Raw genomic sequence first — 18,456 nt, 5'->3', positions numbered from 1 at the left:
ATCTGGCGCGGGTTCCAGTCGGCGCCCGCGAAACAAAAGGAAGATCAAGCCGCCTGTTTCCCGGCCAAATAGATTGCAACCTATCAATTTTATTCCTATCTAAATTGCATGTTACCTCCCCAGAGTACCATCCAGTCGGAAATCGGCCTCCTCATCGCCCGCGTCGCGCGGTTGTGGCGGCGCGAGGCCGACCAGGCCCTGGCCAACCACGGCCTGTCCCAAGCCACCGCGCACCCGCTGCGGGCGTTGGCGCGACACGGCACAGGCGAGACCGGCGGCATCCGCCAGGGAGCGCTGGCCGAGGAGGTCGGCATCGAGGGCCCGTCGCTGGTCCGGCTGATCGACCTGCTGCAAACCGAAAAGCTGGTCGAGCGCCGGGAAGACCCCACCGACCGCCGCGCCAAGACGCTGCATCTGACCGCCAAGGGCGCGGCCAAGGCCACGGAGATCGAGGCGGTCCTGGGACGGGTGCGGAGCGTTCTGCTCGTGGACATCGCGCCCGAGGACCTCGCAGTCACCTACGACGTTTTGCATCGCATCGAGCAGCGCATGACGCGCCTCACCGACGCCGTCCCCTCCAGGCCTGGCCCCTGATGCGAACCATGCCCACCTTCCCCCTCCGCGGCGCCGACCTGGCCTTCTCGGTGAAGACGTTCGCCGCCGCCGTGCTGGCGCTGCTGATCGCGCTGTGGATCGACCTGCCGCGGCCCTATTGGGCGATGGCCACCGTCTACATCACCTCGCAGCCGCTCGCCGGCGCCACCGCCTCCAAGGCTCTCTACCGGGTGCTGGGGACGCTCGCGGGCGCGGCAGCGGCCGTTGCGATCGTGCCGAGCTTCGTCAACTCGCCCGAACTGCTCAGTCTCGTCATCGCGCTGTGGACCGGCGCCTGCCTCTACGTCTCGCTGCTCGACCGCACCCCGCGCGGCTACCTGTTCATGCTGGCTGGCTACACGCTGGCCTTGATCGGCTTTCCGGCGGTGACAGATCCCGGCAGCATCTTCGATGTCGCGGTCTCGCGCGCCCAGGAGATCACGCTCGGCATCATCTGCGCGACACTGGTCTCCACCATCGTGCTTCCGCGCAGCGTCGCGCCTGTGGTGGCCGCCAAGGTCGAGCGCTGGCTCAGCGATGCGCGCGGCCTCAGCCGTGACGTCCTGCTCGGTGGCGGCGGCAGCGACGCCGATCGTGCCCATCGCCTGCGGCTCGCCGCCGAAGCGCTGGAGATCGATGCGCTCGCCACCCACCTCGCCTTCGACCGGCAGGCCGACCATCATGCGGTCGAAGGGCTCCGCGCCTTGCGGCTGCACATGCAGTTGCTGCTGCCGCTGCTCGGCTCGATCCACGACCGCCTTGCGGCGCTCGACGGCCATGTCGGAGGAGAGCTCCGCGCTCTCCTGCGACACCTCGCCGACTGGGTGATCGCGGCAGACGACCGCGAACCGGCCGACTGCCTGCGCACCGACATCGACGCGCTTCGCCCATCGCTGCAAGGCAACTCCTCATGGCACCAGATCATGACCGCGAGCCTGCTGATCCGGCTGCGCGAGCTCGTCGATATCGCCGAGGATTGCCGGGCGCTGAATGCGGCCATTGCGGCCGGCACTGACACGTCCAGGGTGCCGCTCGCCTTCCGTACCGAGCAGGGCATCGCGCCGGCGCGGCATCGCGATCCTGCGCTGGCGCTATGGTCGGCGGCCGGCGTCGTGATCGCGATTCTGGTCTGCTGCGCGTTCTGGATCGCGACCGGCTGGGCCGATGGGGCCTCGGCGCCCATGATGGCGGCGGTCGCCTGCTCCTTCTTCGCCACGCAGGACGATCCCGCGCCGAGCATCGTCCGCTTCGCGGCCTGGTCGCTGGTCGCGATCGCCGTCGACGCGGTCTATCTCTTCGCGATCATTCCGGCGATCTCCGACGTCGAGCTGCTGATTGCCGCGCTGGCGCCGGCTTTCCTGCTGTTCGGGGTTCTGATCGCACGTCCCCAGACCACGCCGATCGGCATGGCGCTGGGCGCCAACGGCGCGACCTTGCTGGCGCTGCAATCGACCTACAGCGCCGATTTCCAGAGCTACACCAATTCGTCGATCGCCTTCATGGTCGGGATGGTCGCGGCCGTCGTGCTGACGCGGCTGGTTCGCTCGGTGCGCGCCGAATGGATTGCGCAGCGACTGCTGCGCACGAGCTGGGACACGCTCGCTTTGACCGCCGAGCGGCGCGGCCACCACGATCGCGGCGCCTTCGTCGGCCTCATGCTCGACCGCCTGGGACTGCTCGCGCAACGTTTTGCTGCGATTCCGGAGGACGACCGCCGCGAGCTCGACAATCTGAGCCAGCTCCGGGTCGGCCTCAACATCATCGATCTCCGCCGCGCACGCCATGGACTGACTGAGACTGCGCTCGGCGCCATCGACACGATGCTCGACCGTCTCGCCGCCGCGTGCCGCGGCCGGGGCATCGGAACCGGCGCGATGCCTGCCCATCTCTTGTCCGCGATCGACGTGGCCTTGCTGAAGACGCTGGACGAGCCGGCGGCGGCAGCGAAGGAAGATGCGCTGATCGGGCTGGTCGGCATCCGCACTGGCCTTTTTCCAGACGCGCCAGCCTATCGTGCCGACAGTGCCGCTCAACGGAGCCTCGTCGCATGAAGCACGACATCGACATCGCCGGCGTGCTGGTGCCCTCGCTGCTGCTCTGGCTGATCATCGCCTATGGCTGCATCGCCGTGCTGCGCGTCCTGCTGCGCCGGCTCGGCGTCTACCGCCTGGTCTGGCACCCCGCGCTGTTCGACTTCGCGCTGCACGTCTGCGCGCTCGGCGGCATCGTCTATCTCGCTTCGGAGGTCCTGTCGTGAAAGGCATCTTTCCTCTGCTTGGCCGCGTCGCGGTGACAGTCGCCGCCGTCGCCGCGGCGATCCTGGTCGGCACTTATCTGTGGGGCTACTACATGAAGGCGCCGTGGACGCGCGACGGCCGCGTGCGCGCCGACATCGTCCAGATCGCGCCTGACGTCTCCGGCTTCGTCACCGAGGTGCTGGTGCGCGACAATCAGCCGGTGCATCAGGGGGACGTGATCTTCCGCATCGATCGCGCCCGCTTCAAGCTCGCGCTGCAGCAGGCCGACGCGGTCGTGGCCGGCCGGCTCGCGACGCTCAACCAGGCGAATGCCGACCTCGACCGCTACCGTTCGCTGACAACCGAGGCCGTGTCACAGCAGAAGCAGGAGCAGGTGCTCGCCACCCAGCAGCAGGCGCAGGCGTCCTATGACCAGGCTCTGGCCGACCAGGCCGTTGCCAAGCTCAATCTGGAGCGCAGCGAGGTGCATGCGCCGGTCAGCGGCGTCATCACCAACATGGACCTGCGGCCCGGAACCTATGTCGGCGCCGGGAAAGGCGTGATGGCGCTGGTCGACAGCGACACGCTGCATGTCGAGGGCTATTTCGAGGAGACCAAGCTGCCGCGCATCCGTGTCGGCGCACCCGTCCGCATCCGCCTGATGGGCGCCGGCGAGGTGCTGACCGGCAAGGTCGAGAGCATCGCCGCGGGCATCGAGGACCGCGACCGCGCCGAGGGCGCGAGCCGGCTCGCCAACGTCAATCCGACCTTCAACTGGGTGCGACTGGCGCAGCGCATCCCCGTGCGCATCGCGCTCGACGACATTTCGCGGCGGAGCGAGCTGGTCGCCGGACGCTCCGCCACCGTGGAGGTCTTGAACTGAGCCTGAGCCGTTGCGCCCCCTCCGCGATCGACTAAGGTTCGCACCCCAACGCCACGCCGGACCCATCGCCCATGACCCAGCCCGCCATCAGCCGCTTCCCCGTCCCCGCGATCGACGCGCTGCCGGAGGACATCCGCACCCGCCTGTTAGGGGTGCAGGAGAAGAGCGGCTTCGTGCCCAACGTGTTCCTCACCCTGGCGCACCGGCCCGACGAGTTCCGCGCCTTCTTCGCCTATCACGACGCGCTCATGGACAAGGACGGCGGCCTGACCAAGGCCGAGCGCGAGATGATCGTGGTGGCGACGTCGAGCGCCAACCAGTGCCAGTATTGCGTGATCGCGCACGGCGCGATCCTGCGCATCCGCGCCAAGAATCCCCTGATCGCCGACCAGATCGCAATCAACTACCGCAAGGCCGACATCACGCCACGCCAGCGCGCGATGCTCGATTTCGCGATGAAGGTCGCGCTTCAGGCGCAGACCGTCGGCGACGCCGACTTCAAGGCGCTATCCGAGCACGGCTTCAGCGACGACGACATCTGGGACATCGCTGCGATCGCGGCCTTCTTCGCGCTGTCGAACCGGCTGGCCAACGTCACGGGCATGCGCCCCAATGACGAGTTCTACCTGATGGGGAGGCTGCCGAAGGCGAAGTGATCGATCAGTCGTCCGCGGCCGGGCCGCACCAGCCCGGCAGGTAGACCGCGTCATGGCTCTTGGCGAACGCCAGCGCGTGCTCCATGGCCGCCTCGAAGCGCTCCTCGACGGTCTTGCGCTTGACCTTGCGGCGCAGGAAGTCCGCCCACAGGAACTCGCTGAACGGCGTGGTGTCCTTGGCAAAGCCGCCGGCGCGGCGCAACTCGCCGGCGAGGCTGCGGTACGGATCGTCCTTCAGGTCCGCCACGCTCTTCGGCAAGTCCTTGAATGGCCGCCGCTCGCCCTTGGCGTCATAGGGATAGACCCAGCGCTTGTTGTCCATCACGTTCCAGAAGCCGTCGGGATCGACCATCGAGAGGTCGCCGATCACGGTGACGAGCACGTCCTTGACGCCCTCGTCGTGCAGCGCGCGGGTCAGATGATGATGGTCGACGACGTAGTGCCGCCTGTCCGGCCCGAGCACGACCGGGATCATGTGCTTGCCGAGCAGCTCGGCCCTCTTCTTGGCCTTGTGCGCGCGCCAGCGCTCCCGCTTCTCCATCACCTCGCGCATGCCGACCGTCATCTGCGTCGGCCGCAGCGACAGGATCGGAATGGGATGCAGCAGCGGCTCTCTCATATTCGCCATGCGTCAGCTCCGGTGAACGACCGGCAATATGCCACGTCCGCCCGGGCCTTGCAGCGCCTCCTGCGAAGCAATCCCGACCGGTTCCAGGGATCGCATCTACAGAGTGAGAGGCTTTGCTGATGCAGCTCAATCGTGGCAAAGTTTCTTTGTGAGAGGTTGTGCCCGCGTGCTAAGAAACAGCATCGGAGTCGAGGCATGAAGTCCCAGCGCCCCATTGCAGCGGAGGAAGAGCATCGCGTGGTGCCGTTCCGGCCCCGCAATGGCCCGACGCGCCGCGTCGCCGAGGGCGGCAGTCCGCCCGTGAATCCCCCCGTGCCGCTGCGGCGGCCCGAACCGGCTGCCCTCGACCTGTCCCGCTACGAGCGGCCCCGCGAGGAGCCGGACGATTTCCGCCATCGCATCCTGGCCAATATCGCCGCCATCGCCTTCACCATCGCGCTGACCGCGATCGGAATCTGGCTGGCGATGAGCATTGCCGATCTGCGCAAGACCCAGGACTGCCTGCTCACCGGACGGCGCGACTGCGCCCGGATCATCACCGAGACCTACACGCCCTGACGGGCGCCTCCGACCTCCCGACAGGGCATCACAATCCCGCCACAACCCGCGCGCCCGGCTCCATTGAACTCACCGCGGCGCTCCGATATACGGGCACACGACTCCTGGGCGACGGGGGTAAAAGGGCTCGCATCAGACGCCCCGGGGCGCGGTGTCCCCTCGTTGCCCTTCTCCGGATTAGCTCCAAAATATCAAAGGCTTAGTGATGTCCTCAACATTCGATCAGGTCGCCACGATCATCGCTGAAACCTGCGACATCCCGCGCGACACGATCACGCCGGATAGCCACGCCATCGACGATCTGGGCATCGACAGCCTCGATTTCCTCGACATCGCCTTCGCGATCGACAAGGCCTTCGGCATCAAGCTGCCGCTCGAGAAGTGGACGCAGGAAGTCAACGACGGCAAGGCCAGCACCGAGCAGTATTTCGTGCTCAAGAACCTGTGCGCCCGCATCGACGAGCTGGTCGCCGCCAAGGGCGCCTGAGCGCCCGCCATGCAGATCGAATACTTCCTGCTGATCGACCGCATTCTCGACCTCAGACTGGACGAGAAGACCATCACCGTCGAAGCCAAGGTTCCCACCGAGAGCACGATCTTCGAAGGGCACTTCCCGGGCTATCCGATCATGCCCGGCGTTCTGCTGATCGAGTCGATGGCGCAGACCTCCGGCTGGCTGTTGCTCGCGCTGATGAAGTTCGAGCGGATGCCGTTCCTTGCCGCGGTGAAGGAAGCCAAGATGCGCGGCTTCGTCCAGCCGGGCGAGGTGCTGACGGTCGAGGCCAACGTGCTGCATGAGGGCTCCGGCTACGCCATCACCGAGGCGCGCGTGAAGGTCGGCGGCAAGCTGCGCTCGAACGCGACGATCACGTTCAGCCACGTCCCCTTCCCCAATCCGGAGCTGCGCGGACACATGGACGCCGTCGCCGAGCGCGTCGGTTTTCCGCAACAGATCCTGCAGCGATGAGTGAGACGCCTTCCGTGACATCAGCCCCCGTCGAAGTCTGGATCACCGGCATCGGCCTTGCGACCTCGCTCGGCGAGGGCCTCGATGCGAACTGGGAGGCTCTCAACGCCGGCCAGATCAATGTCGATGAGAAGGGCTTCGCGCCCTACATCGTGCATCCCTGGGCGAAAGTGAATCTCGAGGCGCAGATTCCCAAGAAGGAACAGCGCCAGATGGAGGCGTGGCAGCGTATTGGCACCTACGCCGCCGGGCTCGCGCTGGATTCGGCTGGCCTCAAGGGCAACAAGGACATCCTGTCCCGGATGGACATGATCGTCGCCGCCGGCGGCGGCGAGCGCGACATCTCGGTCGACACCGCAATTCTCAACGCCGAGGCGGAAGGCAACTGCACGCCGGGCTTCCTCAACGACCGGCTGATGAGCGATCTGCGCCCGACGCTGTTCCTGGCGCAGCTCTCCAACCTGCTCGCCGGCAATATCGCGATCTCGCACGGCGTCTGCGGGACGTCGCGCACCTTCATGGGCGAGGAAGTCGCTGGTGTCGACGCGTTCAAGATCGCGCTGGCCCGCATCGCGGGCGGCCAGAGCGACATCGCGCTGGTTGGCGGCTCGCATAATGGCGAGCGCAAGGACCTGCTCGTGCTCTACGAGTTTGGCGACTACAATCTCAAGAACGAGTTCAAGCCGGTGTGGGCGCGCCAGGAGCATCCGGGTTTCGCGCTCGGCTCAGCCGGCGCCTTCCTGGTGCTCGAGTCCAAGCCGCATGCCGAAGCCCGTGGCGCCAAGCCGCTGGCGCGGCTGAGCAAGGTCGTCGCCGACCGCGCCCGCCGCAAGGAAGCTGGCGCCGTGACCGGCACGCTCGACCGTCTCTGGTCGGCGCTCGACGTGCACGACGCGCCCGGCGCGATCATCACCGGCGCCACCGGCGCCGAGCCCGTGACGTCTGAGGAGCGTGCGTTCCTCGATCATCACAAGGCCTTCGCCGTGCGATCGAGCGGCACCCGCTTCGGCCATACGATGGAGGCGCATTTCGCGCTCGATCTGGCGCTCGCCGCTTTGTCGATCTCGCGCGGCGCGCTGTTCGCGCCCGGCGACACGTCCGGCGTCGAGAGCGAGATGAAGGAGGCTCCGACCCAGATCGTGGTGGTCGGCGCCGGCCATTACCGCGGCGAAGGCATGGCCTTGGTCGAAGCTGTCAAGTGAACGCGGCGCGCGGCTGACGACGCGACGGGGGACATCATGAGTGTACGCGACAAGTTTGGACGCCCCGTCGTGGTCGTGACGGGCATGGGCATCGTCACCTCGCTGGGTGCGGGCAAGTCCGACAATTGGACCAAGCTGGTGGCCGGCGAGTCCGGCATCCGCACCATCACCCGCTTTCCCATCGACGGGCTGAAGACGACGATGGCCGGCACGGTCGACTTCGTGCCGGTGGCGCCGTTCACCTCGACCGGCCTGTCCGAGCGGCTCGGCCACATGGCCGTCGAGGAAGCGATCGCGCAGGCCGGCATCGGCTCGAAGGGCGACTTCCCGGGCCCGCTGTTTCTCGCCGTCGCGCCGGTCGAAATCGAGTGGCCTCAGCGCCTCGAGCTCGCGCATGAGGTCGGCGGCACGCAGTTCACCTATGACGACCTCCTGAAGGTCTGCGGCGGCGGCAAGTTCGTCAACTATCACCACCGCTTCCTGTTCGGCTCGGTGGCGGATTCGCTGTCGGACACGTTCGGCACCAAGGGCTCGCCGATCTCGCTGTCGACCGCCTGCGCCTCCGGCGCCACCGCGATCCAGCTCGGCGTCGAGGCCATCCGCCGCGGCGAGACCGACGTGGCGCTGTGCGCGGCCACCGAAGGCTCGGTCAATCCGGAAGGCCTGGTGCGCTTCTCGCTGCTGTCGGCGCTGTCGACCCAGAACGATCCGCCGCAGGCGGCGTCGAAGCCGTTCTCCAAGAACCGCGACGGCTTCGTCATGGCCGAAGGCGCCGGCGCGCTGGTGCTGGAGAGCTATGACGCGGCCGTGGCGCGCGGCGCCAAGATCCTCGGCGTCGTCGCCGGCTGTGGCGAGCTGACCGACTCGTTCCACCGCACCCGCTCCTCGCCGGACGGCAAGCCGATCATCGGCTGCATCCGCAAGGCGCTGGCCGATGCCGGCATGGCCCCGGAGCAGATCGACCACATCAACGCCCACGGCACCGCGACGCCCGAGAACGACAAGATGGAATATGTCGGCGTGTCCGCAGTGTTCGGCGAGCACACCGCCAAGCTTCCGGTGTCGTCCAACAAGTCGATGGTGGGTCACACCATCTCGGCCGCCGGCGCGGTCGAGGCGATCATCTCGCTGCTCACGCTCGAGCATCAGCTGATCCCGCCGACCATCAACTACGACATTCCGGATCCCGCGATCCTGTTCGACGTCGTCGGCAACAAGGCCCGCGAGGCGCGCGTCACCGCCGTGATGTCGAACTCGTTCGGCTTCGGCGGCCAGAACGCCTCGCTGATTTTGACCCGCGAACCGGCCTGATCCGCCTGTCGCATCGATGAGTCTCATTCCCCTCCGGACCAAGCTCGTCATCCGCCAGAAGGTGAAGTCGCTCGGGTCCTCGGCCGTCGGCGCGCTGACGGTCGGCATGCTCAAGACCACGCGCTATTTCGATCCGCAGAAGACGGCCGACCGCTTCGCGCGCATCGCGCAGTGGATCGGCCCGAAGCTTCGCGAGCAGCGCATCGGCCGCGACAATCTCACCAAGGCCTTCCCCGAGAAATCGCCCGAGGAGATCGAGCGAATTCTCGCTGGCGTCTGGGACAATCTCGGCCGCGTCGGCGCCGAGTTCGCGCATCTCGACAAGATCTGGGACTACGACGAGGAGCATCCCGAGCGCAGCCGCATCGAGCTCACGCCGCGCACCCACGAGCTGTTTCATCAGCTCCGCCTCGACGGCAAGCCGGCGCTGATCTTTGCGAGCCACCTCGCCAATTGGGAAATGCCGGCGCTCGCCGCCGTCGCCCACAAGCTCGACACCGCGATCCTCTACCGCCGCCCGAACATCGCCGCCGCCGATCGCATCATTCAGGAAATGCGCCAGGTGAAGATGGGCACGCTGATCCCCGCCGGCCGCGACGCGCCGCTGCGGCTGGGCCAGGCGCTGAAGAACGGGCAGCACGTCGCGATGCTGGTCGATCAGTACCTGACCGGCGGCGTCGAGGTGACGTTCTTCGGCCGCAAGACCCGCGCCAACCCGATGCTGGCCCGCCTGTTGCGCCAGGTCGAATGTCCCGTGCATGGCGTGCGCATCATCCGCCTGCCCGGCAATCGCTTTCAAGCCGAGCTGTCGGAGGAAGTGAAGCCGGTGCGCGATGCGAATGGGCAGATCGACATTCAGGGCATGACACAGGCCGTGACCAACGTCGTCGAGAGCTGGGTGCGCGAATATCCGGAGCAATGGCTCTGGCTGCACCGCCGCTGGCGGTAGGCCCTCCTCGCAGTGGAATTCCACCGCAAGGAAGAAGATCGGTAGCACGATCTTCCGTCAACAAGCCATCTGAAGAAAACTCTTACCTCATGAAGCGACGCTCGCTACCTTGGCGCCGTATCCGACACGCTGTTCGGAATCTCCAGGGAGGATAAGCGCTGATGTTTTCGCACATCATGATCGGCACCAACGACCTCGACAAGGCCAAGGCCTTCTACGACAAGCTGCTGGGGACGCTCGGCGTCCGCCCCGCAAAGGTCGACGGCCACCGGATTTTCTACATCACCCCGACCGGCGTCTTCTCGGTCTCCAAGCCGATCAATGGTCAGCCGGCGACGCCGGCCAACGGCGGCACCATCGGCTATGCCTGCAGTTCGTCCGAGCAAGTCGATGCCTGGCACGCAGCGGGCCTGGAAGCCGGCGGCACCACCTGCGAGGATCCGCCCGGGGTCCGTCAAGGATCGACTGGCAAGCTGTATCTCGCTTACTTGCGCGATCTCGACGGCAACAAGCTGTGTGCGATGCACCGGCTGGCGTAATCTCGCCGGCGTCATTGCGAGGAGCAACGCGACGAAGCAATCCAGAGTCGGGGTCTCCGCCCTGGATTGCTTCGCTTCGCTCGCAATGACGATAGTGACGACTACCGTCCCGTCTTCACCTTGGTCCAGAGCCGATTGATGATCCGCTGCGTGGCCGGCTCGCGGGCAGTGATGACGAACAGCTTCTTCAAGGTCGCCTCGTCCGGATAGATGTTCTTGTCGCCGAGGATCTTCGGGTCGATCAGCTTCTGGCTGGCCAGATTGCCGTTGGCGTAGGACAGGAAATCCGAGTTCTTGGCGGCGACCTCCGGCCGGTAGAGATAGTTGATCAGCGCATAGGCTTCGGGCACGTGCTGGGCGTCGGCGGGGATCGCAAAATTGTCGAAGAACATCTGCGCGCCCTCTCTCGGGATCGCGTAGCCGATCTCGATGCCGTTCTTCGCTTCCTCGGCGCGGCTCCTGGCCTGCATGATGTCGCCGGACCAGCCGACGACCAGGCAGATCTCGCCGGTGGCGAGCGCGCTTAAGTATTCCGACGAATGAAACTTCCGCACGGAGGACGCGACCTTGCCGACCACCTCGGCCGCCTTTTCCAGATCCGCCTGCTTGGTCGAGTTCGGGTCGAAACCGAGGTAGTTCAGGGCCGCCGGAAAGATGTCGTCGGCAGAGTCCAGCATGTGGACGCCGCAATCCTTGAACTTGGCGAGGTTCTCCGGCTTGAACACCATGTCCCAGCTGTCGATCCGCGCGCCAGGTCCTAGGATCTTCTCGATCGTCTTGACGTTGTAGCCGATGCCGGTCGTGCCCCACATGTAGTTGGCGGCGAACTGGTTGCCGGGATCGTAGACGGCCAGACGCTCGGTGACGACCGGCCAGGCATTGGCGAGGTTCGGCAGCTTCGACTTGTCGAGCGGCTGGAAGATCTTGGCCTTGATCTGGCGCTGCAGGAAATACGCGGTGGGAACGACCACGTCGTAGCCGGACTTGCCGGCGAGCAGCCGCGTCTCCAGGGTCTCGTTGGCATCGAACGTGTCGTAGACGACCTTGATCCCGGTCTCTTTGGTGAAGGCGTCGAGGACCCCCGGCGCCATGTAGTTCGACCAGTTGTAGAAGTTGACGACGCGCTCTTCGGCGCGGCTGGCCACAACCGAAAACGTCAGCGCGGCCAGAGCCAACACGATACGAATGCGGCCGCGCGTCATGAAGCTTGTCTCCTAGCGGCGGTGAATGGCGTCGGACAGGCGCTCCAGCGCCGTGTCGAGCGTGGCATCCTTCTTGGCGAAGCAGAACCGGACGACGGAGGTTACCGCATCTTTCTCGTAGAACGCCGACACAGGAATCGCCGCCACCTTGTAGTCGTGAACGATACGCCGGCAGAATTGCTCGTCGGTTTCGTTGAGGCCGAGCGGCGACAGGTCGACCGTGAGGAAGTACGTGCCTTGCGCCTTCAGCACGGGAAAGCCGAGGCTCTCGAGCCCGGCCGTGAGCCGGTCGCGGCTGCGCGACAGCTCGGCGCGCATGTTGACGAAATAGTCGTCTGACTTGCCGAGTCCATAGGCCACCGCGACCTGGAGATTCGGCGCGGTCGTGAAGGTCAGGAACTGATGCACCTTGGCGGCGACGCGCAGCAGCTGCGGCGCGGCGCAGACGAAGCCGATCTTCCACCCCGTGAGCGAGAAGATCTTGCCTGCCGAGCCGACCTTGATGGTGCGGTCGCGCATGCCGGGGATGGTGATCAGCGGGATGTGCTCGCGGCCGTCGAAGACCACGTGCTCCCAGACCTCGTCGCAGATCGCGACCGCGTCGAACTCCTGGCAGAAGCGCGCCAGCAGCTCGAGATCCTCGCGCGGATAGACCACCGCCGCCGGGTTGAGCGGGTTGTTGAACAGCACTGCCTTGGTCTTCGGCGAGAATGCGGAGCGCAGCATCTCCTCCGACAGCCGCCAATGCGGCGGCTCCAGCCGCAGCAGCTTCGGGATGCCGCCGGCCTGGCGGATGATCGGCAGATAGGAGTCGTACACCGGCTGGAAGCAGATGACTTCATCACCCGGCTCCACCACCGACAGGATCGCCGAGGTCAGCGCCTCGGTCCCGCCCGAGGTGACCATGACCTCGCTCATCGGGTCGAGATCGAGCTTGTGCCAGTGCTTGTAGTGCGCGGCGATGGCCTGGCGCAGCTCCGGCAGGCCCATCATCGACGGGTACTGGTTGTAGCCGTTCAGGACGGCGTCCGCGGCGGCGCGGCGGATGTCCTCCGGGCCCGGATCGTCGGGAAAGCCCTGCCCCAGATTGATGGCGTCGTTGTCGCGCGCGAGCTGCGACATCTGCTCGAAAATGGTGACCGGCAGGTCGGCGAAGACCTTGTTCTGCGAGACCATGATCGCGCGTCAGCCGCCGGTCTTGCTTGGCAGACCGGCCGCCTTCCAGCCCAGCATCCCGCCCTGAAGGTGCTTGTCATAGGGCAGCCCGGCCGCCTGCGCGGCGAGCGAGGCTGTCACCGAGCGCTTGCCCGAGCGGCAGGCGAACACGACGTCCTTGCCTTGGGGGTCCGGGATGAGCTTCGGGTCGAAGGCCGACAGGGGAACGACGACACCGTCGGGATAGGCTTCCGCAGCAACTTCGTTCGGCTCGCGCACGTCGACCAGAAGAATTCGCCCTTCGGCGATCCCCTTGGCCACGTCCTGCGGGGTCAAATCGTGCACAACAGCCACGCCCATCCTCCAAGCCTTCGAGGGAGCCGCACACGGCTCCGAACAGGCGCCAAACTCACCCCAGACGCCGCGAAAATCAAGCGGTTCGGCAGCCGTCCCGCGCACGCGCCAGCCGCCGAGCCGGGAGCGATCCGGTCAGATCGTGACCTGTCAGATCGTGACCTGGGTGCCGACCTCGACCACGCGCCCGCTCGGGATCTGGAAATAGTCCGTCGCGTCGTTGGCGGAACGGCTCATCGAGATGAACAGGTGATCCTGCCAGCGCGGCATGCCGGAATGCGCCGCCGGCTTCAGCGCGCGGCGCGACAGGAAGAACGAGGTCGACATGATGTCGAACTGCCAGCCGAGCTTGCGCGCGATCGCCAGCGCCCGCGGCACGTTCGGCGACTCCATGAAGCCGAAGCGCAGGGTCACCTTGGAGAAGGTCGGGCTGATCTGCTCCAGGCGGACCCGCTCCGAGGGATCGATGCGCGGCGTCGGCGCGGTCTCGATCGTCAGGATCACGTTTTTCTCGTGCAGCACCTTGTAGTGCTTCAGGCTGTGCATCAGCGCGGTCGGCGCGCTCAGCGGATCGGAGGTCAGGAACACGGCAGTACCGGGCACGCGCTGCGGCGGGCGCTTCTCGAGCATTGCGACCAGGTCGGCGAGCGGGAATTCCAGCTTGCGCGACTTGTCGAACAGCAGCCGGCTGCCGCGACGCCACGTGTACATCAAGGTCATCACGAAACCGCCGAGCGCCAGCGGCACCCAGCCGCCTTCGAACACCTTCAAAAGGTTCGCCGACAGGAACGTCAGGTCCAGGAACAGGAATGGCGCGATCAGCGCGGCCGCCGCGAATGGCGACCATTTCCAGACCTTCCAGATCACGACGAAGCCCATCATCGCCGTCACCACCATGGTGCCGGTGACTGAGATACCGTAGGCGGAGGCCAGCGCGCTCGACGATTTGAACAGCAGCACCAGTAGCACCACCGACAGCAGCAGCAGCTTGTTGATGCGGGGAATATAGATCTGGCCGGAATGCGCCTCCGAGGTGTGGCGGATCTCGAAGCGCGGCAGCAGGCCGAGCTGGATCGCCTGCCGGGTCAGCGAATAGGCCCCGGTGATGACGGCCTGGCTGGCGATGACGGTCGCCACCGTCGCGAGCGCCACCATCGGGATCAGGGCCCAGTCCGGGAACATCAGGAAGAACGGATTCTCGATCGCCTTGGAATCGGCGATCACCAGCGCGCCCTGCCCCAGATAGTTCAGCGCCAGCGACGGCAGCACGACAAACAGCCAGGCCGTCTGGATCGGCCGCTTGCCGAAATGGCCGAGGTCGGCATAGAGCGCCTCGGCGCCGGTGACAGCCAGGAAGACTGCGCCGAGCGTGATGAAGCCGATGACGCCGTGATGCAGCATGAAGGTCACGGCGTTGAGCGGGTTGATCGCCCAGAGCACTTCGGGATGGCGCATGATCGGCGGCAAGGCGGCGATGCCGATGATCAGGAACCAGGCCAGCATGATGGGGCCGAAGAACGCCGCCACCTTGGCGGTGCCGCGCACCTGGACGGCGAACAGCGCGACCAGGATGACGATGGTCAGCGGCACGACGTAAGGATCGAACGCCGCGGTGACGAGCTTGATGCCTTCGATGGCCGACAGGACGGACAGCGCCGGCGTGATGACGGCGTCGCCATAGAACAATGCGCCGCTGATGATGCCGAGCAGCACGATGACACTGGCGCCGCGCGCGACGCCGCGCTGGGCCAACGCCATCAGCGCCAGCGTACCGCCCTCGCCATTGTTGTCCGCCCGCAACAGAATGACCACGTATTTGAGCGTCACCACCACCACGAGCGCCCACAGGATCAGCGAGATCACGCCCATGACGGCGTGCGGCGCTGGATCGCCGCTGCTGCTGGCTGCCGCAACGGCCTCACGGAGCGCGTAGAGCGGGCTGGTTCCAATATCGCCATAGACGACGCCGATGCTGCCAAGCGTGAGTGCGCTGAAGCTGGCGGTCGAATGGGTCTCGCCATGACCGTTGGTCGCCGGCGTTTCCGCGGGCGTAGCTGCGGCTTCAACTGTCATGGGTAGCCCCCTTGAGGACTTGTTAATGCTTCACTGCACAACTGGCAGAGCGCGCGGCTTATAGCGACAAGCTTTGACAGCGGACCGGACGAGATTGCGGACCAGCCATGCAATCCAGCATACATCGTCCAAAGTCCATGCGCCAACCGCTCAGATCGTTACCTGAGTACCAACTTCCACGACCCGTCCCGTCGGAATCTGGAAGTAGTCCGTGGCATCGTTGGCGGAGCGGCTCAATCCGATGAACAGGTGATCCTGCCATGCCGGCATGCCGGATTGCGATGACGGCTTCAGCGAACGGCGCGAGACGAAGAACGACGTCGACATGATGTCGAACTGCCAGCCGAGCTTGCGCGCCACCGCGAGCGCGCGCGGCACGTTCGGCGACTCCATGAAGCCGAAGCGCAGCCGCACCTTGGAGAACTTCTCGCTGATCTTCTCCATGCGCACCCGCTCCGACACGTCGACTCGCGGCGTCTGGGCGGTCTCGATGGTCAGGATCACGTTGTGCTCATGCAGCACCTTGTTGTGCTTGAGGTTGTGCAGCAAGGCGGTCGGCACGGAGGTCGGGTCGCTGGTGAGGAACACCGCCGTGCCCTTGACGATGTGCGGCGGCCGCTTCTCCAGGCTCGCAACGAGGTCGTCGAGCGGGACCTCGATCTTGCGGGTCTTCTGGATCAGGATCGCCGAGCCGCGCCGCCAGGTCCAGATCGTCACCGCCATCACAACTCCGAACAGCAACGGCACCCAGGCGCCTTCAAAGAGCTTGAGCAGGTTCGCGGCGAAGAAGCTGGTGTCGACCACGACGAAGGGGACGATGATCGCGGCCGCAACAGCGGCGCGCAGGTTCCACAGCTTCCAGATCACGACGAAGCCCATGATGCCGTCGGCCACCATGGTGGTGGAGACCGCGATGCCATAGGCGGAGGCGAGATTGCTGGACGTCCTGAACAGCAGCACCAGCAACATCACGCCGATCAGCAGCAGCCGGTTGACGCGCGGCAGATAGATCTGCCCGGCGTGGCTCTCGGAGGTGTAGCGCACTTCGAAGCGGGGCAGCAGGCCGAGCTGGACCGCCTGGCTCACCAGCGAATAGGCGCCAGTGATGACGGCCTGGCTCGCGATGACCGTCGCGGCGGTGGCGAGCACCACCAGCGGCAGCAGCAGTATCTCGGGCACCATGCGATAGAAGGAGTTCTCGATCGCGCTGGGATCCGACAGCACCAGCGCGCCCTGCCCGAAATAATTGATCAGCAGGGCCGGCAAGACGAAGAACAACCAGGCCGACTGGATCGGCTTGCGGCCGAAATGACCGAGATCGGCATACAGCGCCTCGCCACCGGTGACGGCGAGAAAGACCGCCCCCAGCGTGACCAGGCCGACGGTGCCATGCGAAAGCAGGAACTGCACCGCGTAGTAGGGATTGATCGCGGCTAGCACGGACGGGTCATCGCTGATGTGGACGAGACCCATCACCGCAAGGCACGTGAACCACGTGACCATGACGGGACCGAAGGCGGAGGCCACCCGCGCCGTCCCCTTGCTCTGCACCGCGAACAGCACGACCAGGATCATGACGGTGAGCGGCACGACATAGTGCTCGAGCGCCGGCGCCGCGAGCTTGAGGCCTTCCACCGCTGACAGCACCGAGATCGCGGGCGTGATCATCGAATCGCCGATGAACATCGAGGCGCCCACGACGCCGAGCGACAGCAGGAACAGGCTGCGCCTGCCAAGCGCGCGCTGGCCGAGCGCCATCAGCGACAGCGTTCCGCCCTCGCCATTGTTGTCTGCCCGCAACAGCAGCAGCACATATTTCGCGGTCACCACGATGAAGAGTGACCAGAGGATCAGGGAGAGCACGCCGAGCACGATCATGCGCGACACCGGCTGCCCGTGAGCAGCGCCATGTGCCGCCTCGCGGAACGCGTAGAGCGGCGAGGTGCCGATGTCACCGAAGACGACGCCGATGCTGCCCAGCGTCAGCCCCCAGAACCCCGACGTGCTCGCGGTTTCCTGTCCTTCGGTCGGTGTCGTGGTGGCCGTCATGTCGCTTGGAACGCATCTTTCCCGTTTGGCCCGGCGCGTGTGGACGCAGACCGACCGCAGGTCAAGTCTCTACCGTAGCAGACCTTCGTTCCAGGGCCGCACGCGAAGCGACCGCTACACAGATGTCTTTTGACGCAGCGCGGCCTGTTGACCGGCAGGACAAGGTTGCCGGAGCCAATGTCGGGTCCGCTGGCGGCGAATCAAGGGCGCGCCGGCCGGCTGTCTGTCACAGCTGCCCGGCCGGGCGCGGTGCGGCTACGGCTTGAGGTCCGGCGGCAATGGCGGGTCTTCCCGCATCAAGGTGATCGTGACCCGACGATTGGCGGCCAGCGAGGGGTCGTCAGGGAACAGCGGCTGGGTGTCCGACTTGCCGGACACCGCATAGATGTGGCTCGGCGGCAGCCCTTCCCGCTCCAGGATCTGGCGGACGGCATTGGCACGATCGGCCGACAGGTCGAAGCCGCCGTAATCGCTGCGGGACGGGACGAAGCCGGCAGCAGTATGTCCGGTAATCTGCACACGCAGCGGCGTTGCCTTGAGCGGCGCCGCCAGCTTCTCGATCAGGCGCCGGGTGCGATCATACGGCACCTTGGAGCCGTCGGCGAACATCGAGCGGCCATCCTGGTCGACGATCTCGAGGTTCAGACCCTGCTTGGTCTCCTCGAACATGATGTGCTTGGAGATTTCGGTCATCTCCGGCATGTCCTGCAGCGCCTGGCGCAGCGAGGCGGAGGCCAGCGCGAACTGCCGGTCGGTCTTGAGCCTGGCGCCGTTGGTATGCTGGCGCTCCTCCTGCTCGGGGCTCGGATCGCGCGCGGTTTCTTCCGGCGAGATATGGGCGGCGTTCTTCAGCTTCGGGCGCGTCGGCAAGCCGTCGGATTCAACGATGCCCGAGTAGCGCGACTCGGTCTGCATGCCGAAGGCGTCGCGCATCGAACCGGCGACGACTTTCAGCTTGTTGTTGTCCATGGTCGAGAACGCGACCAGCATGACGAAGAAGGCGAGCAGCAGCCCCATCAGGTCGGCGAAGGTCACGAACCAGCCGTGACCGCCACCATGCGCATCGCCTCGTTTCTTCTTGGCCATCGTTCACCCCGCC

Annotated in this window: 19 protein-coding genes; 12 read left to right on the top strand and 7 right to left on the bottom strand. The window is 66.0% G+C overall.

Annotated elements, in window-relative coordinates; genetic code table 11:
• Positions 1-108 precede the first annotated feature (108 nt).
• The 5 genes from ACQR1Y_RS13610 to ACQR1Y_RS13590 all read left to right on the top strand — a co-directional run bounded on the left by ACQR1Y_RS13610 (position 109) and on the right by ACQR1Y_RS13590 (position 4,370).
• The gene (locus tag ACQR1Y_RS13610; protein ID WP_434876800.1) at positions 109-594 is read left to right on the top strand and encodes a MarR family winged helix-turn-helix transcriptional regulator; all 486 of its coding nucleotides are present in this window, start codon (positions 109-111) and stop codon (positions 592-594) included.
• Complete coding sequence (locus ACQR1Y_RS13605) at positions 594-2,645, top strand: FUSC family protein (protein WP_434876799.1); 2,052 nt, start codon at positions 594-596, stop codon at positions 2,643-2,645. Before ACQR1Y_RS13610 ends, ACQR1Y_RS13605 begins: the two co-directional genes overlap by 1 nt.
• Positions 2,642-2,851 carry a DUF1656 domain-containing protein gene (locus ACQR1Y_RS13600; RefSeq protein WP_434876798.1) on the top strand — a complete coding sequence of 70 codons (210 nt, stop codon included), beginning with the start codon at positions 2,642-2,644 and terminating at the stop codon, positions 2,849-2,851. Before ACQR1Y_RS13605 ends, ACQR1Y_RS13600 begins: the two co-directional genes overlap by 4 nt.
• On the top strand, positions 2,848-3,714 hold the full coding sequence (locus ACQR1Y_RS13595) for an efflux RND transporter periplasmic adaptor subunit (RefSeq protein WP_434876797.1): 867 nt from the start codon (positions 2,848-2,850) through the stop codon (positions 3,712-3,714). Before ACQR1Y_RS13600 ends, ACQR1Y_RS13595 begins: the two co-directional genes overlap by 4 nt.
• Before the next feature lie 71 nt (positions 3,715-3,785).
• Positions 3,786-4,370: a peroxidase-related enzyme gene (locus ACQR1Y_RS13590; protein ID WP_434876796.1), complete on the top strand. Its 585-nt coding sequence runs from the start codon at positions 3,786-3,788 to the stop codon at positions 4,368-4,370.
• Positions 4,371-4,374: 4 nt separating this feature from the next.
• Here the strand turns inward: ACQR1Y_RS13590 and ACQR1Y_RS13585 are convergent, their stop codons facing one another.
• Positions 4,375-4,998 carry a ParB-like protein gene (locus ACQR1Y_RS13585; RefSeq protein WP_434857616.1) on the bottom strand — a complete coding sequence of 208 codons (624 nt, stop codon included), beginning with the start codon at positions 4,996-4,998 and terminating at the stop codon, positions 4,375-4,377.
• Positions 4,999-5,193: 195 nt separating this feature from the next.
• Between ACQR1Y_RS13585 and ACQR1Y_RS13580 the strand changes: the two genes are divergently transcribed.
• The 7 genes from ACQR1Y_RS13580 (at position 5,194) to ACQR1Y_RS13550 (ending at position 10,524) form a co-directional block, all read left to right on the top strand.
• A complete protein-coding gene (locus ACQR1Y_RS13580) occupies positions 5,194-5,556 on the top strand; it encodes a hypothetical protein (RefSeq protein ID WP_434876795.1) in 363 nt (120 codons plus the stop codon).
• Between the two features lie 205 nt (positions 5,557-5,761).
• Positions 5,762-6,043: an acyl carrier protein gene (locus ACQR1Y_RS13575; protein WP_006609130.1), complete on the top strand. Its 282-nt coding sequence runs from the start codon at positions 5,762-5,764 to the stop codon at positions 6,041-6,043.
• 9 nt (positions 6,044-6,052) lie between these two features.
• On the top strand, positions 6,053-6,523 hold the full coding sequence (locus tag ACQR1Y_RS13570) for a 3-hydroxyacyl-ACP dehydratase FabZ family protein (protein ID WP_257165422.1): 471 nt from the start codon (positions 6,053-6,055) through the stop codon (positions 6,521-6,523).
• Entirely contained in the window at positions 6,520-7,725 is a 1,206-nt protein-coding gene (locus ACQR1Y_RS13565) for a beta-ketoacyl-ACP synthase (RefSeq protein ID WP_434857618.1), read from the top strand. Before ACQR1Y_RS13570 ends, ACQR1Y_RS13565 begins: the two co-directional genes overlap by 4 nt.
• A gap of 36 nt (positions 7,726-7,761) precedes the next feature.
• Positions 7,762-9,036: a beta-ketoacyl-ACP synthase gene (locus tag ACQR1Y_RS13560; protein WP_434876794.1), complete on the top strand. Its 1,275-nt coding sequence runs from the start codon at positions 7,762-7,764 to the stop codon at positions 9,034-9,036.
• A gap of 16 nt (positions 9,037-9,052) precedes the next feature.
• Positions 9,053-9,985, top strand: coding sequence for a lipid A biosynthesis lauroyl acyltransferase (locus ACQR1Y_RS13555; RefSeq protein ID WP_434876793.1), 933 nt, complete (start codon positions 9,053-9,055; stop codon positions 9,983-9,985).
• Positions 9,986-10,146: 161 nt separating this feature from the next.
• A complete protein-coding gene (locus tag ACQR1Y_RS13550) occupies positions 10,147-10,524 on the top strand; it encodes a VOC family protein (protein ID WP_434857621.1) in 378 nt (125 codons plus the stop codon).
• 101 nt (positions 10,525-10,625) lie between these two features.
• Here ACQR1Y_RS13550 and ACQR1Y_RS13545 read toward each other — a convergent pair whose 3' ends face one another.
• The 6 genes from ACQR1Y_RS13545 to ACQR1Y_RS13520 form a co-directional block, all read right to left on the bottom strand.
• On the bottom strand, positions 10,626-11,726 hold the full coding sequence (locus ACQR1Y_RS13545) for a polyamine ABC transporter substrate-binding protein (RefSeq protein WP_434876792.1): 1,101 nt from the start codon (positions 11,724-11,726) through the stop codon (positions 10,626-10,628).
• Between the two features lie 12 nt (positions 11,727-11,738).
• The gene (locus tag ACQR1Y_RS13540; RefSeq protein WP_434876791.1) at positions 11,739-12,902 is read right to left on the bottom strand and encodes an aminotransferase; all 1,164 of its coding nucleotides are present in this window, start codon (positions 12,900-12,902) and stop codon (positions 11,739-11,741) included.
• Positions 12,903-12,911: 9 nt separating this feature from the next.
• A complete protein-coding gene (locus tag ACQR1Y_RS13535; RefSeq protein ID WP_315720728.1) occupies positions 12,912-13,241 on the bottom strand; it encodes a rhodanese-like domain-containing protein in 330 nt (109 codons plus the stop codon).
• Positions 13,242-13,385: 144 nt separating this feature from the next.
• Entirely contained in the window at positions 13,386-15,308 is a 1,923-nt protein-coding gene (locus ACQR1Y_RS13530; protein WP_434876790.1) for a potassium transporter Kup, read from the bottom strand.
• A 150-nt stretch (positions 15,309-15,458) separates the two neighbouring features.
• Positions 15,459-17,357: a potassium transporter Kup gene (locus tag ACQR1Y_RS13525; protein WP_434857625.1), complete on the bottom strand. Its 1,899-nt coding sequence runs from the start codon at positions 17,355-17,357 to the stop codon at positions 15,459-15,461.
• A 255-nt stretch (positions 17,358-17,612) separates the two neighbouring features.
• Complete coding sequence (locus tag ACQR1Y_RS13520; protein WP_434857626.1) at positions 17,613-18,443, bottom strand: flagellar motor protein MotB; 831 nt, start codon at positions 18,441-18,443, stop codon at positions 17,613-17,615.
• Positions 18,444-18,456 lie beyond the last annotated feature (13 nt).

Source organism: Bradyrhizobium sp. HKCCYLRH3099 (genome assembly GCF_051167855.1).
Classification (GTDB): Bacteria; Pseudomonadota; Alphaproteobacteria; order Rhizobiales; family Xanthobacteraceae; genus Bradyrhizobium.
Note: the sequence above shows the minus strand (reverse complement) of the source record. Positions and strands in the feature narration are given on the sequence as shown.

Excerpts from the sequence above, each read along its gene's own strand:
- ACQR1Y_RS13610 (WP_434876800.1), top strand. The coding sequence starts at position 109 with ATGTTACCTCCCCAGAGTACCATCCAGTCGGAAATCGGCCTCCTCATC.
- ACQR1Y_RS13605 (WP_434876799.1), top strand. The coding sequence starts at position 594 with ATGCGAACCATGCCCACCTTCCCCCTCCGCGGCGCCGACCTGGCCTTC.
- ACQR1Y_RS13600 (WP_434876798.1), top strand. The coding sequence starts at position 2,642 with ATGAAGCACGACATCGACATCGCCGGCGTGCTGGTGCCCTCGCTGCTG.
- ACQR1Y_RS13590 (WP_434876796.1), top strand. The coding sequence starts at position 3,786 with ATGACCCAGCCCGCCATCAGCCGCTTCCCCGTCCCCGCGATCGACGCG.
- ACQR1Y_RS13585 (WP_434857616.1), bottom strand. The coding sequence starts at position 4,998 with ATGGCGAATATGAGAGAGCCGCTGCTGCATCCCATTCCGATCCTGTCG.
- ACQR1Y_RS13580 (WP_434876795.1), top strand. The coding sequence starts at position 5,194 with ATGAAGTCCCAGCGCCCCATTGCAGCGGAGGAAGAGCATCGCGTGGTG.
- ACQR1Y_RS13575 (WP_006609130.1), top strand. The coding sequence starts at position 5,762 with ATGTCCTCAACATTCGATCAGGTCGCCACGATCATCGCTGAAACCTGC.
- ACQR1Y_RS13570 (WP_257165422.1), top strand. The coding sequence starts at position 6,053 with ATGCAGATCGAATACTTCCTGCTGATCGACCGCATTCTCGACCTCAGA.
- ACQR1Y_RS13565 (WP_434857618.1), top strand. The coding sequence starts at position 6,520 with ATGAGTGAGACGCCTTCCGTGACATCAGCCCCCGTCGAAGTCTGGATC.
- ACQR1Y_RS13560 (WP_434876794.1), top strand. The coding sequence starts at position 7,762 with ATGAGTGTACGCGACAAGTTTGGACGCCCCGTCGTGGTCGTGACGGGC.
- ACQR1Y_RS13555 (WP_434876793.1), top strand. The coding sequence starts at position 9,053 with ATGAGTCTCATTCCCCTCCGGACCAAGCTCGTCATCCGCCAGAAGGTG.
- ACQR1Y_RS13550 (WP_434857621.1), top strand. The coding sequence starts at position 10,147 with ATGTTTTCGCACATCATGATCGGCACCAACGACCTCGACAAGGCCAAG.
- ACQR1Y_RS13545 (WP_434876792.1), bottom strand. The coding sequence starts at position 11,726 with ATGACGCGCGGCCGCATTCGTATCGTGTTGGCTCTGGCCGCGCTGACG.
- ACQR1Y_RS13540 (WP_434876791.1), bottom strand. The coding sequence starts at position 12,902 with ATGGTCTCGCAGAACAAGGTCTTCGCCGACCTGCCGGTCACCATTTTC.
- ACQR1Y_RS13535 (WP_315720728.1), bottom strand. The coding sequence starts at position 13,241 with ATGGGCGTGGCTGTTGTGCACGATTTGACCCCGCAGGACGTGGCCAAG.
- ACQR1Y_RS13530 (WP_434876790.1), bottom strand. The coding sequence starts at position 15,308 with ATGACAGTTGAAGCCGCAGCTACGCCCGCGGAAACGCCGGCGACCAAC.
- ACQR1Y_RS13525 (WP_434857625.1), bottom strand. The coding sequence starts at position 17,357 with ATGACGGCCACCACGACACCGACCGAAGGACAGGAAACCGCGAGCACG.
- ACQR1Y_RS13520 (WP_434857626.1), bottom strand. The coding sequence starts at position 18,443 with ATGGCCAAGAAGAAACGAGGCGATGCGCATGGTGGCGGTCACGGCTGG.